This window comes from Pseudonocardia sp. N23 (assembly GCF_002583555.1).
Classification (GTDB): Bacteria; Actinomycetota; Actinomycetes; order Mycobacteriales; family Pseudonocardiaceae; genus Pseudonocardia.
This window is the reverse complement of sequence record NZ_BEGX01000052.1, coordinates 460,371-475,630: the sequence shown is the minus strand read 5'-3', so window position 1 is coordinate 475,630 and position 15,260 is coordinate 460,371. Positions and strand designations below refer to the sequence as shown.

Below are 15,260 nucleotides of genomic sequence, written 5' to 3'. Positions count from 1 at the left end.
GGACTCACACAGTGCTCGACGTCAACTTCTTCGACGAGCTGCGCATCGGCCTGGCCACCGCCGAGGACATCCGCCAGTGGTCGCACGGCGAGGTCAAGAAGCCCGAGACCATCAACTACCGCACCCTGAAGCCGGAGAAGGACGGGCTCTTCTGCGAGAAGATCTTCGGCCCGACCCGCGACTGGGAGTGCTACTGCGGCAAGTACAAGCGCGTCCGCTTCAAGGGCATCATCTGTGAGCGCTGCGGCGTCGAGGTCACTCGTGCCAAGGTGCGTCGTGAGCGGATGGGCCACATCGAGCTGGCCGCGCCGGTCACGCACATCTGGTACTTCAAGGGCGTCCCGAGCCGGCTGGGCTACCTGCTCGACCTGGCTCCGAAGGACCTCGAGAAGATCATCTACTTCGCCGCCTACGTGATCACATCGGTGAACGCGGAGCTGCGCCACAACGACCTGTCGACGCTCGAGAACGAGATGACCGTCGAGCGCAAGAAGGTCGAGCAGCGCCGCGACTCGGATCTGGAGGCCCGGGCCCAGAAGCTCGAGGGCGACCTGGCCGAGCTCGAGGCCGAGGGCGCGAAGAGCGACGTCCGCCGCAAGGTCAAGGAGGGTGGCGAGCGCGAGATGCGCCAGCTCCGTGACCGTGCCCAGCGCGAGCTGGACCGGCTCGACGAGATCTGGACGACCTTCTCCAAGCTCGACGTGCAGCAGCTGATCGCGGACGAGGGGCTCTACCGCGAGCTCTACGACCGCTACGGCGACTACTTCACCGGGTCCATGGGCGCCGAGGCGATCCAGACCCTGCTGCAGAACTTCGACATCCCGGCCGAGGCCGAGAACCTGCGGGAGACCATCCGCAGCGGCAAGGGGCAGAAGAAGCTCCGCGCCCTCAAGCGCCTCAAGGTCGTCGCGGCGTTCCAGATGACGGGCAACAGCCCCATGGGCATGGTGCTCGACTGCGTCCCGGTCATCCCGCCGGACCTGCGCCCCATGGTGCAGCTCGACGGTGGCCGCTTCGCGACGTCGGACCTCAACGACCTGTACCGCCGGGTCATCAACCGCAACAACCGCCTCAAGCGACTGATCGACCTCGGCGCGCCCGAGATCATCGTCAACAACGAGAAGCGGATGCTGCAGGAGGCCGTCGACGCACTGTTCGACAACGGCCGCCGCGGCCGGCCGGTGACGGGTCCGGGCAACCGCCCGCTCAAGTCGCTGTCCGACCTGCTCAAGGGCAAGCAGGGCCGGTTCCGTCAGAACCTGCTCGGCAAGCGCGTCGACTACTCGGGCCGTTCGGTCATCGTCGTCGGCCCGCAGCTCAAGCTGCACCAGTGCGGTCTGCCCAAGCAGATGGCGCTGGAGCTCTTCAAGCCCTTCGTGATGAAGCGGCTGGTCGACCTCAACCACGCGCAGAACATCAAGTCCGCCAAGCGGATGGTCGAGCGTGGCCGCTCGCAGGTGTGGGACGTGCTCGAAGAGGTCATCTCCGAGCACCCGGTGCTGCTCAACCGTGCGCCGACCCTGCACCGCCTGGGCATCCAGGCGTTCGAGCCGCAGCTGGTCGAGGGCAAGGCCATCCAGCTCCACCCGCTGGTCTGCGAGGCGTTCAACGCGGACTTCGACGGTGACCAGATGGCGGTGCACCTGCCGCTGTCGGCCGAGGCACAGTCCGAGGCCCGGGTGCTGATGCTCTCGAGCAACAACATCCTCTCGCCCGCCTCGGGCCGGCCGCTGGCCATGCCCCGACTGGACATGGTCACGGGGCTGTACCACCTGAGCCGTGAGCGTCCCGGCGCGACCGGCGACGGCAACGTGTACGGCTCGGTCGCCGAGGCGATCATGGCCTACGACCGGAAGGTCCTCCACCTGCAGGCGCCGATCAAGATCCGGCTCCCCGGTGTGGAGCCGATCCCCGGCGTCGTGGTCGAGGAGGGCGGGGTCTGGCTGGCGGAGACGACGCTGGGTCGCGTGCTGTTCAACCAGCTGCTCCCGGCCGGCTACCCGTTCGTCAACGAGCTGCTGCCCAAGAAGCGTCAGGCCGCGATCATCAACGAGCTGGCCGAGCAGTACTCGATGACCGAGGTCGCGCAGTGCCTCGACCGCCTCAAGGACGCCGGTTTCTACTGGGCCACCCGGTCCGGCGTCACGATGGCGATCTCCGACGTCGTGGTCCCGCCCAACAAGCAGGAGATCCTCGACGGCTACGAGATCAAGGCCGACCAGGTCAACAAGCGCTACCAGCGTGGTGCACTCAGCCACCAGGAGCGCAACGACGAGATGGTCAAGATCTGGACCCAGGCGTCCGAAGAGGTCGCCAAGGCCATGGAGGACAACTTCCCCGAGGACAACCCGATCCCCACGATCGTGAAGTCCGGCGCGGCGGGCAACATGACCCAGGTCCGGCAGCTCGCCGGTATGCGTGGTCTGGTCGCCAACCCCAAGGGTGAGTACATCCCCCGCCCGATCAAGGCCAACTTCCGTGAGGGCCTGTCGGTGCTGGAGTACTTCATCTCCACGCACGGCACCCGTAAGGGTCTGGCGGACACCGCGCTGCGGACCGCCGACTCGGGCTACCTGACCCGTCGTCTCGTCGACGTCTCGCAGGACGTCATCGTCCGTGAGGTCGACTGCGGAACGTCGCGGTCGGTCGCCATGGCGGTCACCGAGGAGACCAGCGACGGTCGCCTCATCCCGCACCGCTACATCCGCACGTCGGTGTACGCGCGCTGCTCGGCCGAAGAGGTCGTCGGCCCGGACGGCGAGATCATCGTCGCCCGCGGCGGGGACCTGGGCGACCCGGCGCTGGAGGCCCTCGTGGCCGCCGGCGTCCGGAGGGTCAAGGTGCGCAGTGCGCTGACCTGCGAGTCCGGTACCGGCATCTGCGCGATGTGCTATGGCCGCTCGATGGCCACCGGCAAGCTGGTCGACGTCGGCGAGGCCGTCGGCATCGTCGCCGCGCAGTCGATCGGTGAGCCCGGCACGCAGCTGACGATGCGTACGTTCCACCAGGGTGGCGTCGCGGGCGACGACATCACGACCGGTCTGCCCCGTGTCACCGAGCTCTTCGAGGCCCGGGTCCCGAAGGGCAAGGCGCCGATCGCCGATGTCGACGGCCGCATCCGCATCGAGGACGGCGACCGCTTCTGGAAGATCACCCTCACCCCGGACGACGGTGGCGAGGAGATCGTCTACGAGAAGCTGTCCAAGCGGCAGTGGCTGGCCATGAACTCGGTCGACGGCCAGGAGCGTCCGCTGGCCGACGGCGACCACGTGCACGTGGGCCAGCTGCTCCTCGAGGGCACGGCCGACCCGCACGAGGTGCTGCGTGTCATGGGTCCGCGCGAGGTGCAGCTGCACCTCGTGGCCGAGGTCCAGAAGGTGTACCGCACGCAGAGCGTCGACATCCACGACAAGCACATCGAGGTCATCGTCCGGCAGATGCTGCGCCGGGTGACGATCATCGACTCGGGCGCCACGGAGTTCCTGCCGGGCGCGCTCGCCGAGCGTGGTGAGTTCGAGTCGGAGAACCGGCGTGTGGTCGCCGAGGGCAGCGAGCCGGCCTCCGGCCGTCCCGTCCTCATGGGGATCACCAAGGCCTCGCTGGCGACGGAGTCGTGGCTGTCCGCGGCCTCGTTCCAGGAGACCACCCGGATCCTCACCGATGCCGCGATCAACGGAAAGCGCGACAAGCTCGTCGGGCTCAAGGAGAACGTGATCATCGGCAAGCTGATCCCCGCCGGTACGGGCATCGGCCGGTACCGCAACATCCAGGTCCAGCCCACGGAGGAGGCCCGCGCGGCCGCCTACGCGCTGCCGAACTACGACGACGGCTACTACAGCCCCGACGTGTTCGGCACGGGCAGCGGTGCCGCGGTGCCGCTGGACGACTACGACTTCGGGCGCGACTTCCGCTAGGAGGGTGCTGGGGAACTCCGGCCGCACCAGGCCGGAGTTCGTCAGCGCTCCTCGGATCGTGAACGGACCCGCGACGGCGGGCCCGCCCCGAGGACGGTCCCGGACGGGGCCGGACACTGCTCTCCCGTGGCGGTGTCCGGCCCCGTTCGGCGTTCCCGGACCTGGTTCACCGGAGCGAGGGCTTGTGTCCCAACGGGTCCGGATCGGTCGCCGGACGAGGGGACCACGGCGCCCTCCGGCTGCAGGACGGCAGACCTACGGCGATGTCGACCGGGCGTGCGGATCCGGCCGGTGATCGGGAATCAGCGGCGCGCCCGGCGCGTTGGACACGTCGGCAGCAGGGGATCTGCAGGTCCCGGGGTGCGACGAGCGGACGTTCGCGAGCGGCGAGCGGGTGAGTCGGCTTGCGGGGACCGTGGTCGTCGGGCACGCTGCGGGAACCCGCCGTCGCCGACAACGGACCCGTTTTGACCCTCTCGTCAGGGGGCAGGTACTCTGTTGTCTTGCGCTCGACCATGGTCGGGTTGCTCCGTGTGCCTGTCGTCCCGGCGCGCCGGCCCTCCGGGGTTCTGGCTGTGCCGATCGGTCCAGCCACGGCCGCTCGGACTCCCGTCAGGGTTTCCCCGCCCTGGAGTGGGGTTCACCGAGCGCGACACGCCCGACCTCGGGATACGGGAGCCTCAGGGTCCCCCGTGCCCCGAACAGAACGAGCAAGTACAGCCGAGCACGCCGACGGGAAGAAGCACACGGTCCATGCCCACGATCCAGCAGCTGGTCCGCAAGGGCCGCCAGGACAAGGTCGCCAAGACCAAGACCGCCGCGCTCAAGGGCAGCCCCCAGCGCCGCGGGGTCTGCACGCGCGTGTACACGACGACCCCCAAGAAGCCGAACTCCGCGCTGCGCAAGGTCGCCCGCGTCCGCCTGTCCAGCCTGATCGAGGTCACGGCCTACATCCCGGGCGAGGGTCACAACCTGCAGGAGCACAGCATCGTGCTCGTGCGTGGCGGCCGTGTGAAGGACCTGCCCGGCGTCCGTTACAAGATCGTCCGCGGCTCGCTCGACACGCAGGGCGTCAAGAACCGTAAGCAGGCGCGCAGCCGCTACGGAGCGAAGAAGGAGAAGAGCTGATGCCCCGCAAGGGTCCCGCCCCGAAGCGGCCGTTGGTCTCCGACCCGGTGTTCTCCTCGCCGCTGGTCACCCAGCTGGTGAACAAGGTCCTCAAGGACGGCAAGCGCTCCCTCGCGGAGCGCATCGTGTATGCCGCGCTCGAGGGCACCCGGGACAAGACCGGCACCGACCCCGTCGTCACGCTCAAGCGGGCGCTCGACAACGTGAAGCCGGCCCTCGAGGTCCGCAGCCGCCGTGTCGGTGGCGCGACCTACCAGGTCCCGGTCGAGGTCCGTGCGGTCCGGCAGACCACGCTCGGGCTGCGGTGGCTGGTGTCCTACGCCGGCCAGCGTCGCGAGAAGACCATGGTCGAGCGGCTCATGAACGAGCTCCTCGACGCGAGCAATGGTCTCGGTGCTGCTGTCAAGCGGCGCGAGGACATGCACAAGATGGCGGAGTCCAACAAGGCCTTCGCCCACTACCGCTGGTGACGGGCCCGATCGTCCGCGCCAACCTGTTGAGGGAAGCGAGCTAACCGTGGCACGGGACGTGCTGACGGACCTGGGCAAGGTCCGCAACATCGGCATCATGGCGCACATCGATGCCGGCAAGACCACCACCACCGAGCGGATCCTCTTCTACACCGGTCTGAACTACAAGATCGGTGAGGTCCACGACGGCGCGGCCACGATGGACTGGATGGAGGAGGAGCAGAAGCGCGGCATCACGATCACGTCTGCCGCCATCAGCTGCTTCTGGAACGACCACCAGATCAACATCATCGACACCCCGGGGCACGTCGACTTCACCGTCGAGGTGGAGCGGTCCCTGCGGGTGCTCGACGGCGCGGTCGCGGTCTTCGACGGCAAGGAGGGGGTCGAGCCGCAGTCCGAGCAGGTCTGGCGGCAGGCCACCAAGTACGACGTCCCGCGCATCTGCTTCGTCAACAAGATGGACAAGCTCGGCGCCGACTTCTACTTCACGGTGCAGACGATCCAGGACCGCCTCGGTGCCAAGCCGCTGCCGCTGCAGCTGCCCATCGGCTCCGAGAGCGAGTTCATCGGCGTCGTCGACCTCGTCGAGATGCGCGCACTGACCTGGCGCGGCGAGGTCAAGATGGGCGAGGACTACACGGTCGAGGAGATCCCGGCCGACCTGGTCGAGCGTGCGGCCGAGTACCGCACCGCACTCGTCGAGGCCGTCGCCGAGACCGACGACGAGCTCATGGAGCTCTACCTCGGCGGTGAGGAGCTCACGACCGAGCAGATCAAGCTCGGCATCCGCAAGATCGTGAACGACCGGGTCGCGTATCCGGTGCTCTGCGGATCGGCGTACAAGAACAAGGGCGTGCAGCCCATGCTCGACGCCGTCATCGACTACCTGCCGTCGCCGATCGACGTCCCGCCGGTCGAGGGCACGCTGACGGACGGGGAGACCCCGGCGTCGCGCAAGCCGAGCATCGACGAGCCGTTCTCGGCTCTCGCGTTCAAGATCGCCGCACACCCGTTCTTCGGCAAGCTCACCTACATCCGGGTCTACTCGGGCAAGGTCGCTGCGGGCGCCCAGGTCATCAACTCGACCAAGGACCGTAAGGAGCGCATCGGGAAGTTCTTCCAGATGCACGCCAACAAGGAGAACCCGGTGGATGAGGCCCTCGCCGGCCACATCTACGCGGTCACGGGCCTGAAGGACACCACGACGGGGGAGACCCTGTCGGACCCGCAGGCCCCGATCGTCCTCGAGTCGATGTCCTTCCCCGACCCGGTCATCCAGGTCGCGGTCGAGCCGAAGACCAAGGCCGACCAGGAGAAGCTGGGCATCGCGATCCAGAAGCTCGCCGAGGAGGACCCGACCTTCCAGGTCCACCAGGACGACGAGAGTGGCCAGACCATTCTCGCCGGTATGGGAGAGCTGCACCTCGAGGTGCTGGTCAACCGTATGAAGAGCGACTACAAGGTCGAGGCGAACATCGGTAAGCCGCAGGTGGCCTACCGCGAGACCATCCGCAAGACGGTCGAGAAGTTCGAGTACACGCACAAGAAGCAGACCGGTGGTTCGGGCCAGTTCGCCCGCGTCATCATCAAGCTCGAGCCGCTCGACACGGCCGACGGTGCGCTGTACGAGTTCGACAACAAGGTTTCCGGCGGCCGCATCCCTCGGGAGTACATCCCGTCGGTGGACGCCGGCGCCCAGGACGCCATGCAGTACGGCGTGCTGGCGGGCTACCCGCTGACCGGCATCAAGCTGACGCTCCTCGACGGCCAGTACCACGAGGTCGACTCCTCGGAAATGGCCTTCAAGGTTGCCGGCTCGATGGCACTCAAGGAGGCGGCCCGCAAGGCGGACCCGGCCATCCTCGAGCCGATGATGGCCGTCGAGGTCACCACGCCCGAGGACTACATGGGCGACGTGATCGGCGACCTGAACTCCCGCCGTGGCCAGATCCAGGCCATGGAGGAGCGGGCCGGCGCTCGCATCGTCAAGGCGGTCGTGCCGCTCTCCGAGATGTTCGGCTACGTCGGCGACCTCCGGTCGCGGACCCAGGGCCGGGCGAACTACACGATGGTCTTCGACTCCTACGCGGAGGTCCCGACCAACGTGGCCAAGGAGATCATCGCGAAGGCGACGGGCGAGTAAGAGGTCCCGGCCGCGGACCGGTAAGGTCCGCGGCCCGGTGGCCGTCACTCATCCGACAGCCACCCGGCGCCGACATCGGCACCACCCCAAGAACCTGCCGTCAGCACGGCGGACAAAAGGAACTCAGTCCAGGAGGACACTGCAGTGGCGAAGGCGAAGTTCGAGCGGACCAAGCCGCACGTCAACATCGGCACGATCGGTCACATCGACCACGGCAAGACCACGCTGACGGCGGCCATCACCAAGGTTCTGCACGACAAGTACCCGGACCTCAACGAGGCCTCGGCGTTCGACCAGATCGACAAGGCTCCTGAGGAGCGTCAGCGCGGCATCACGATCTCGATCGCGCACGTTGAGTACCAGACCGAGAAGCGGCACTACGCGCACGTCGACTGCCCCGGTCACGCCGACTACATCAAGAACATGATCACCGGTGCGGCGCAGATGGACGGCGCCATCCTGGTGGTCGCGGCGACCGACGGCCCGATGCCCCAGACGCGCGAGCACGTGCTGCTCGCCCGTCAGGTCGGCGTGCCCTACATCGTCGTGGCGCTCAACAAGGCCGACATGGTCGACGACGAGGAGATCCTCGAGCTCGTCGAGCTCGAGGTCCGCGAGCTGCTGTCGTCGCAGGAGTACCCGGGCGACGACCTGCCGATCGTGCGCGTCTCGGCGCTCAAGGCCCTCGAGGGCGACGCCGAGTGGGCCGAGAAGCTCCTCGAGCTCATGGCCGCGGTCGACGAGTCGATCCCGGAGCCCGAGCGCGACATCGAGAAGCCGTTCCTCATGCCGATCGAGGACGTCTTCACGATCACCGGTCGCGGCACGGTCGTCACCGGCCGTATCGAGCGTGGCATCGTCAAGGTCAACGAGACCGTCGAGATCGTCGGTATCAAGGAGAAGTCCACCTCGACCACCGTCACCGGTGTCGAGATGTTCCGGAAGCTCCTCGACGAGGGTCGCGCCGGTGAGAACGTCGGCCTGCTGCTCCGCGGCATCAAGCGTGAGGACGTCGAGCGCGGCCAGGTCGTCGTCAAGCCGGGCTCGATCACCCCGCACACCGAGTTCGAGGGCCAGGTCTACATCCTGTCCAAGGACGAGGGTGGCCGGCACACGCCGTTCTTCAACAACTACCGCCCGCAGTTCTACTTCCGTACCACGGACGTGACGGGCGTCGTGACCCTGCCGTCGGGCACCGAGATGGTCATGCCCGGCGACAACACCACCATGAGCGTCGCGCTGATCCAGCCGATCGCCATGGAGGAGGGCCTGCAGTTCGCCATCCGTGAGGGTGGTCGGACCGTGGGCGCCGGCCAGGTCATCAAGATCAGCAAGTAACACCCCCCGGTTGAGGAGGCCACATTCCGGTGTGGCATCCTTGACGGGTTGCGCGTCGAACGCGGCGCGCGGGACCAGCTCCCGCGCGCCGCGTTCGGTGCCAGCCCCCAAGAGCTCTCGAGCATCCCCCCGTGGATGCACGTGACCCGGGGACCAGTCTGCAGGACGAGCGCGACACGCCCGACCTCGTGGACCGGAGCCCAGGGAGTGAGACCTGAACAGAGCGCGAGCCCACGACGGATGTCGCAGACATCTGTACAGAGGCACGAATGCGGGTGCGGGGCTCCTCGCGGGCGCTACCCGGTGGACCGTGAAGCAGCGGCAGGAAGAAGAGGACGACCGAGGACATGGCGGGACAGAAGATCCGCATCAGGCTCAAGGCCTACGACCACGAGGCAATCGACGCGTCGGCGCGAAAGATCGTCGAGACCGTAACGCGTACGGGTGCCAGGGTCGTCGGGCCGGTGCCGCTGCCGACCGAGAAGAACGTGTACTGCGTCATCCGCTCGCCGCACAAGTACAAGGACTCGCGCGAGCACTTCGAGATGCGCACCCACAAGCGGCTGATCGACATCCTCGACCCGACGCCGAAGACGGTCGACGCGCTCATGCGCATCGACCTGCCGGCCAGCGTCGACGTGAACATTCAGTAGGGCTGACCAGGCGATGACTGACAGGCAGATCACCGGGATCCTGGGCAAGAAGCTCGGGATGACCCAGGTATTCGACGAGAACAACCGGGTCGTTCCGGTCACCGTGGTCCAGGCAGGACCCAACGTCGTGACCCAGATCCGAACCCAGGAGAGCGACGGCTACGTCGCGGTCCAGCTGGCCTACGGCGCGGTCGACCCGCGCCGGGTGAACAAGCCCGAGACGGGCCACTTCACCAAGGCCGGCGTGACGCCGCGGCGCTACACCGTCGAGCTGCGCACGACCGACGCCGGCGAGTACTCGCTCGGCCAGGAGATCACCGCCGATGCCTTCGAGGCCGGCGCCCTGGTCGACGTCGTCGGCACCAGCAAGGGCAAGGGCTACGCCGGTGTCATGAAGCGCTACAACTTCAAGGGCCTCGGCGCCAGCCACGGCACCCAGCGCAAGCACCGCTCGCCGGGTTCCATCGGCGGCTGCGCCACCCCGGGTCGTGTCTTCAAGGGCATGCGGATGGCCGGGCGGATGGGTTCGGTGCGCGTCACCACCCAGAGCCTGACCATCCACCGTGTCGACGCCGAGCGCGGCCTGCTGCTGATCAAGGGCGCTGTGCCCGGTCCGCGCGGTGGCCTCGTCGTCGTCAAGACGGCCGCGAAGGGTGGTGCCAAGTGAGCTCGGTCGATGTGAAGAACGCCGAGGGCAAGAAGGACGGAAGCGTCGAGCTTCCCGCCCACGTCTTCGACGTCACGGCGAACATCCCGCTGATGCACCAGGTCGTCGTGGCCCAGCAGGCCGCGGCCCGCCAGGGCACGCACTCCACGAAGACCCGTGGCGAGGTCCGTGGCGGCGGGCGCAAGCCCTACCGCCAGAAGGGCACCGGTCGCGCCCGTCAGGGCTCGGTCCGCGCGCCGCAGTTCACCGGTGGTGGTGTCGTCCACGGCCCGCAGCCGCGCGACTACTCGCAGCGGACCCCGAAGAAGATGAAGGCCGCCGCCCTGCGTGGCGCCCTCTCCGACCGGGCCCGTGGCGGTCGCGTGCACGTCGTGTCCGGCCTCGTCGGTGGGGACGCCCCCTCGACCAAGGCCGCGCGCCTGGCGCTCGAGGCCGTCATCGGGACCGAGTCCCGCGGCGTGCTCGTGGTCGTCGGTCGCGACGACTCGGTGAACCTGCTGAGCCTGCGCAACCTGCCGCAGGTGCACCTCATCGCGCCCGACCAGCTCAACACGTACGACGTGCTGGTCAACGACGACGTGATATTCACGTCCGAGTCGCTCGACTCGTTCCTCGCCGGCCCGGTCGCGGCCGCGCCGTCGAAGCGCCGTGCCGCGAAGATCGGCCTGCTGAAGGCCGACTCCGCCCCGCACGGTTCGGGCAGCCACGCGCCGCTCGACGACGTGTCGGAGGCCCCCGAGGGCTTCCCGATCAAGGGCAACGAGGACTCGAAGCTGTACCACGTGCCGGGCTCCGCCTTCTACGACCGCACGGTCGCCGAGGTGTGGTTCGCCACCGAGGCGGATGCCGAGGCCGCGGGCTTCGCTCTGCCGCCGTCGCAGCGCAAGGCTGCTGAGGAGGAGAGCAAGTGATCGCGGATCCGCGCGACATCCTGCTCGCGCCGGTGGTGTCGGAGAAGAGCTACGGGCTGCTCGAAGAGCGCCAGTACACCTTCGTCGTCCGCCCGGACGCGAACAAGACCGAGATCAAGATCGCCGTGGAGAAGGTGTTCGGGGTCAAGGTTCTCAGCGTCAACACGCTGAACCGCCCCGGCAAGCGCAAGCGCTCCAAGGCCGGCTACGGCAAGCGCAAGGACACCAAGCGCGCGATCGTCACGCTGTCCGAGGACAGCAAGACGATCGACGTGTTCGGCGGCCGGGCGAGCTGAGGGAGTGAGCTGACCCATGGGCATCCGTAAGTACAAGCCGACGACCCCCGGTCGTCGTGGCTCGAGCGTCTCGGACTTCGCCGAGATCACCCGCTCGACGCCGGAGAAGTCGCTGATCCGTCCCCTGCACAGCAAGGGCGGCCGTAACGCGCACGGCAAGGTCACCACTCGTCACCAGGGTGGCGGCCACAAGCGTGCGTACCGGCTGATCGACTTCCGGCGCAACGACAAGGACGGCGTTCCGGCGAAGGTCGCTCACATCGAGTACGACCCCAACCGCACGTCACGCATTGCACTGCTGCACTACGCCGACGGCGAGAAGCGCTACATCATCGCGCCGGCGAAGCTCAAGCAGGGCGACGTCGTCGAGGCAGGCCCGAAGTCCGACATCAAGGTCGGCAACAACCTGCCCCTTCGCAACATCCCGACCGGCACCGTGATCCACGCGATCGAGCTCCGCCCCGGTGGCGGCGCCAAGATCGCGCGGTCCGCCGGGTCGAGTGTCCAGCTGGTCGCCAAGGACGGGCCCTACGCGCAGCTGCGCATGCCGTCCGGCGAGATCCGCAACGTCGACGTGCGCTGCCGCGCGACGATCGGCGAGGTCGGCAACAGCGAGCACTCGAACATCAACTGGGGCAAGGCAGGCCGCATGCGATGGAAGGGCAAGCGCCCGACCGTCCGTGGTGTCGCCATGAACCCGGTCGACCACCCGCACGGTGGTGGTGAGGGCAAGACCTCCGGTGGTCGCCACCCGGTCAACCCCAACGGTAAGCCCGAGGGGCGTACCCGCCGCACCAAGCCGTCCGACAAGTTGATCGTCCGCCGGCGTCGTACCGGCAAGAAGCGCTGAGCAGGGAGGTTAAGACATGCCGCGTAGCCTGAAGAAGGGCCCGTTCGTGGACGACCACCTGCTCAAGAAGGTGGACGCGCTCAACGAGTCGGGCAAGAAGACCGTCATCCGGACCTGGTCCCGACGGTCCACGATCATCCCCGACATGATCGGCCACACGATTGCGGTGCACGACGGCCGCAAGCACGTGCCGGTGTTCGTGTCGGACTCGATGGTCGGCCACAAGCTGGGGGAGTTCGCGCCCACGCGGACCTTCCGTGGCCACATCAAGGACGACCGCAAAGCGCGTAGGCGCTGAGCGGCCCGAGTAGCGACAAGGAGAGGTGGAAAGACATGGCTGACACCAGCCAGGACACCGCCGGCGCCGCGCTCGAGCCTGCTCGCGCGTTCGCCAGGGCGAGGTTCGTCCGCATGTCGCCGACCAAGGTGCGGCGTGTGGTCGAGCTGATCAAGGGGCGTCCGGTCGCCGAGGCTCTGAGCATCCTGCGGTTCTCGCCGCAGGCCGCTGCGGAGCCGCTCGCCAAGGTCATCGCGAGTGCCGCGGCCAACGCCGAGAACAACTTCGACATGGACCCGGACACCCTCGTGGTGGCCGTCGCCTACGTCGACGAGGGCCCGACGCTCAAGCGCATCCGGCCGCGCGCGCAGGGTCGTGCGTACCGGATCCGCAAGCGCACGAGCCACATCACCATCGAGGTCGAGTCGCGGGCGGTCGTCAAGGCCGGCGGACGCGGCGGACGTGGTGCCAAGGGGAGGGCCCGCTGATGGGGCAGAAGATCAACCCGCACGGGTTCCGACTCGGTATCACCACCGACTGGAAGTCCCGCTGGTACGCGGACAAGCAGTACGCGGAGTACGTGAAGGAGGACGTCGAGATCCGTCGCCTGCTCTCCAAGGGCATGGAACGGGCCGGCATCTCCAAGGTCGAGATCGAGCGCACTCGTGACCGTGTGCGTGTCGACATCCACACCGCACGGCCGGGCATCGTCATCGGCCGCCGCGGCGCGGAGGCCGACCGTATCCGTGGCGCCCTCGAGAAGCTGACCAAGAAGCAGGTCCAGCTCAACATCCTCGAGGTCAAGAACTCGGAGTCCGACGCGCAGCTCGTCGCGCAGGGTGTCGCCGAGCAGCTGTCGAACCGCGTCGCGTTCCGTCGCGCGATGCGCAAGGCCATCCAGTCGGCCATGCGCAGCCCGCAGGTCAAGGGCATCCGCGTGCAGTGCTCGGGCCGCCTCGGCGGTGCCGAGATGTCGCGCTCGGAGTTCTACCGCGAGGGTCGCGTCCCGCTGCACACGCTGCGTGCCGACATCGACTACGGCCTCTTCGAGGCCCGCACGACCTTCGGCCGCATCGGCGTGAAGGTCTGGATCTACAAGGGTGACGTCGTCGGTGGCCGCCGTGAAGGCGCGCCCGCCGCTGCCGACCCGGGCCGCGGTGGTCCGCGTCGCGAGCGTCCCGCCCGCCGCCGTTCCGGTGCTTCCGGCACCACGGCGACGAGCACGGACGCCGGTCGCGCCGCTGCCGAGCAGGCCGGCGGGGGTTCTGTGGCCACCACCGAGGCTCCGAGCACCGGTGGGGAGTCCTGAGTCATGCTGATCCCACGCAAGGTGAAGCACCGCAAGCAGCACCGGCCGCACCGCACCGGCGCCTCGACGGGCGGGACCCGTGTCACCTTCGGTGACTTCGGTATCCAGGCTCTCGAGCCCGCCTACGTCACCAACCGCCAGATCGAGTCGGCGCGTATCGCGATCAACCGGCACATCAAGCGTGGTGGCAAGGTCTGGATCAACGTCTTCCCGGACCGGCCGCTGACCAAGAAGCCCGCCGAGACCCGCATGGGCTCCGGTAAGGGTTCCCCCGAGAAGTGGGTGACCAACGTGAAGCCCGGCCGGGTGCTCTTCGAGATGAGCTTCCCGAACGAGCAGACCGCTCGGGAGGCGCTCCGTCGCGCCATCCACAAGCTGCCGATGAAGTGCCGGATCGTGACCCGCGAGGGTGGTGACATCTGATGGCCTCCGCGGGTACGACCGCTGCCGAGCTGCGCGAGCTGACCGATGAGGAGCTCGTGCTGCGCGTCAAGGAGTCCAAGGAGGAGCTGTTCAACCTCCGATTCCAGATGGCGACCGGGCAGCTGGACAACAACCGGCGGCTGCGGACAGTCCGCCACGACATCGCGCGCATCTACACGGTGATGCGCGAGCGTGAGCTGGGCCTGTCCGTCGCCCCGACCGACAACGAGGGCGCGGCATGAGCGACCAGAACGCGAATGAGCGCGGGGAGCGGAAGGTCCGTGAAGGCCTCGTCGTGTCCGACAAGATGGACAAGACGATCGTCGTCACGCTCGAGGACCGCGTGAAGCACCCGCTGTACGGCAAGGTCATCCGGCGGACGAGCAAGGTCAAGGCGCACGACGAGGCCAACACGGCCGGCGTGGGCGACCGGGTCCGCCTGATGGAGACCCGACCGCTGTCGGCGACGAAGCGCTGGCGCCTGGTCGAGATCCTGGAGAAGGCCAAGTGATCCAGCAGGAGTCGCGGCTGCGCGTCGCCGACAACACCGGTGCGAAGGAAATCCTCTGCATCCGGGTGCTGGGTGGCTCGGGCCGACGCTACGCGGGCATCGGCGACATCATCGTCGCCACCGTGAAGGACGCCATTCCCGGTGCCGGTGTGAAGCGCGGTGACGTCGTCAAGGCCGTCATCGTCCGCACCGTCAAGGAGCGGCGCCGCCCGGATGGCTCGTACATCCGGTTCGACGAGAACGCCGCCGTGCTGATCAAGCCGGACGGCGAGCCGCGAGGGACCCGCATCTTCGGTCCGGTCGGTCGCGAGCTTCGCGACAAGAGGTTCATGAAGATCATCTCCCTCGCTCCGGAGGTGTTGTAGGG

The 15,260-nt window shown here is 67.9% G+C and carries 16 protein-coding genes and 1 pseudogene; all 17 read left to right on the top strand.

Annotation, left to right across the window (positions count from 1 at the left end; genetic code table 11):
• Positions 1–11: 11 nt before the first annotated feature.
• The 17 genes and pseudogenes from TOK_RS15820 to rplN all read left to right on the top strand — a co-directional run bounded on the left by TOK_RS15820 (position 12) and on the right by rplN (position 15,258).
• Positions 12–3,914, top strand: a complete 3,903-nt coding sequence (locus TOK_RS15820; protein WP_098958588.1) for a DNA-directed RNA polymerase subunit beta' — start codon at positions 12–14, stop codon at positions 3,912–3,914.
• Positions 3,915–4,667: 753 nt separating this feature from the next.
• Complete coding sequence (gene rpsL / locus TOK_RS15815) at positions 4,668–5,042, top strand: 30S ribosomal protein S12 (protein WP_013677469.1); 375 nt, start codon at positions 4,668–4,670, stop codon at positions 5,040–5,042.
• Positions 5,042–5,512: a 30S ribosomal protein S7 gene (gene rpsG, locus TOK_RS15810; RefSeq protein ID WP_098958587.1), complete on the top strand. Its 471-nt coding sequence runs from the start codon at positions 5,042–5,044 to the stop codon at positions 5,510–5,512. Before rpsL ends, rpsG begins: the two co-directional genes overlap by 1 nt.
• Before the next feature lie 46 nt (positions 5,513–5,558).
• Positions 5,559–7,658 carry an elongation factor G gene (gene fusA / locus TOK_RS15805; RefSeq protein WP_098958586.1) on the top strand — a complete coding sequence of 700 codons (2,100 nt, stop codon included), beginning with the start codon at positions 5,559–5,561 and terminating at the stop codon, positions 7,656–7,658.
• Positions 7,659–7,802: 144 nt separating this feature from the next.
• Entirely contained in the window at positions 7,803–8,996 is a 1,194-nt protein-coding gene (tuf, locus tag TOK_RS15800) for an elongation factor Tu (protein ID WP_098958585.1), read from the top strand.
• A gap of 347 nt (positions 8,997–9,343) precedes the next feature.
• A complete protein-coding gene (rpsJ, locus tag TOK_RS15795; RefSeq protein ID WP_003938093.1) occupies positions 9,344–9,649 on the top strand; it encodes a 30S ribosomal protein S10 in 306 nt (101 codons plus the stop codon).
• 13 nt (positions 9,650–9,662) lie between these two features.
• Positions 9,663–10,316: a 50S ribosomal protein L3 gene (gene rplC, locus TOK_RS15790; protein WP_098958584.1), complete on the top strand. Its 654-nt coding sequence runs from the start codon at positions 9,663–9,665 to the stop codon at positions 10,314–10,316.
• Positions 10,313–10,969, top strand: a pseudogene (gene rplD / locus TOK_RS15785) (50S ribosomal protein L4); the annotation flags it as partial. The gene rplC and the pseudogene rplD, both read left to right, overlap by 4 nt.
• A gap of 254 nt (positions 10,970–11,223) precedes the next feature.
• Positions 11,224–11,523, top strand: a complete 300-nt coding sequence (rplW, locus tag TOK_RS15780) for a 50S ribosomal protein L23 (protein ID WP_098958582.1) — start codon at positions 11,224–11,226, stop codon at positions 11,521–11,523.
• Between the two features lie 16 nt (positions 11,524–11,539).
• Positions 11,540–12,373, top strand: a complete 834-nt coding sequence (gene rplB / locus TOK_RS15775; protein ID WP_098958581.1) for a 50S ribosomal protein L2 — start codon at positions 11,540–11,542, stop codon at positions 12,371–12,373.
• A gap of 16 nt (positions 12,374–12,389) precedes the next feature.
• A complete protein-coding gene (rpsS, locus tag TOK_RS15770; protein ID WP_020622935.1) occupies positions 12,390–12,671 on the top strand; it encodes a 30S ribosomal protein S19 in 282 nt (93 codons plus the stop codon).
• 35 nt (positions 12,672–12,706) lie between these two features.
• The gene (rplV, locus tag TOK_RS15765) at positions 12,707–13,138 is read left to right on the top strand and encodes a 50S ribosomal protein L22 (RefSeq protein ID WP_098958580.1); all 432 of its coding nucleotides are present in this window, start codon (positions 12,707–12,709) and stop codon (positions 13,136–13,138) included.
• Positions 13,138–13,959 carry a 30S ribosomal protein S3 gene (gene rpsC / locus TOK_RS15760; RefSeq protein WP_098958579.1) on the top strand — a complete coding sequence of 274 codons (822 nt, stop codon included), beginning with the start codon at positions 13,138–13,140 and terminating at the stop codon, positions 13,957–13,959. Before rplV ends, rpsC begins: the two co-directional genes overlap by 1 nt.
• Positions 13,960–13,962: 3 nt before the next feature.
• On the top strand, positions 13,963–14,382 hold the full coding sequence (gene rplP, locus TOK_RS15755) for a 50S ribosomal protein L16 (protein ID WP_098958578.1): 420 nt from the start codon (positions 13,963–13,965) through the stop codon (positions 14,380–14,382).
• On the top strand, positions 14,382–14,624 hold the full coding sequence (rpmC, locus tag TOK_RS15750; protein ID WP_098958577.1) for a 50S ribosomal protein L29: 243 nt from the start codon (positions 14,382–14,384) through the stop codon (positions 14,622–14,624). Before rplP ends, rpmC begins: the two co-directional genes overlap by 1 nt.
• Positions 14,621–14,893 carry a 30S ribosomal protein S17 gene (gene rpsQ, locus TOK_RS15745; protein ID WP_098958576.1) on the top strand — a complete coding sequence of 91 codons (273 nt, stop codon included), beginning with the start codon at positions 14,621–14,623 and terminating at the stop codon, positions 14,891–14,893. Before rpmC ends, rpsQ begins: the two co-directional genes overlap by 4 nt.
• A complete protein-coding gene (gene rplN, locus TOK_RS15740) occupies positions 14,890–15,258 on the top strand; it encodes a 50S ribosomal protein L14 (protein WP_098958575.1) in 369 nt (122 codons plus the stop codon). Before rpsQ ends, rplN begins: the two co-directional genes overlap by 4 nt.
• Positions 15,259–15,260: the final 2 nt, after the last annotated feature.

Bases quoted from the DNA above. Each gene is read 5' to 3' on its own strand.
- rpsL (WP_013677469.1), top strand. From the start codon at position 4,668: ATGCCCACGATCCAGCAGCTGGTCCGCAAGGGCCGCCAGGACAAGGTC.
- rpsG (WP_098958587.1), top strand. From the start codon at position 5,042: ATGCCCCGCAAGGGTCCCGCCCCGAAGCGGCCGTTGGTCTCCGACCCG.
- rpsJ (WP_003938093.1), top strand. From the start codon at position 9,344: ATGGCGGGACAGAAGATCCGCATCAGGCTCAAGGCCTACGACCACGAG.
- rplC (WP_098958584.1), top strand. From the start codon at position 9,663: ATGACTGACAGGCAGATCACCGGGATCCTGGGCAAGAAGCTCGGGATG.
- rplB (WP_098958581.1), top strand. From the start codon at position 11,540: ATGGGCATCCGTAAGTACAAGCCGACGACCCCCGGTCGTCGTGGCTCG.
- rpsS (WP_020622935.1), top strand. From the start codon at position 12,390: ATGCCGCGTAGCCTGAAGAAGGGCCCGTTCGTGGACGACCACCTGCTC.
- rplV (WP_098958580.1), top strand. From the start codon at position 12,707: ATGGCTGACACCAGCCAGGACACCGCCGGCGCCGCGCTCGAGCCTGCT.
- rpsC (WP_098958579.1), top strand. From the start codon at position 13,138: ATGGGGCAGAAGATCAACCCGCACGGGTTCCGACTCGGTATCACCACC.
- rplP (WP_098958578.1), top strand. From the start codon at position 13,963: ATGCTGATCCCACGCAAGGTGAAGCACCGCAAGCAGCACCGGCCGCAC.
- rpmC (WP_098958577.1), top strand. From the start codon at position 14,382: ATGGCCTCCGCGGGTACGACCGCTGCCGAGCTGCGCGAGCTGACCGAT.
- rpsQ (WP_098958576.1), top strand. From the start codon at position 14,621: ATGAGCGACCAGAACGCGAATGAGCGCGGGGAGCGGAAGGTCCGTGAA.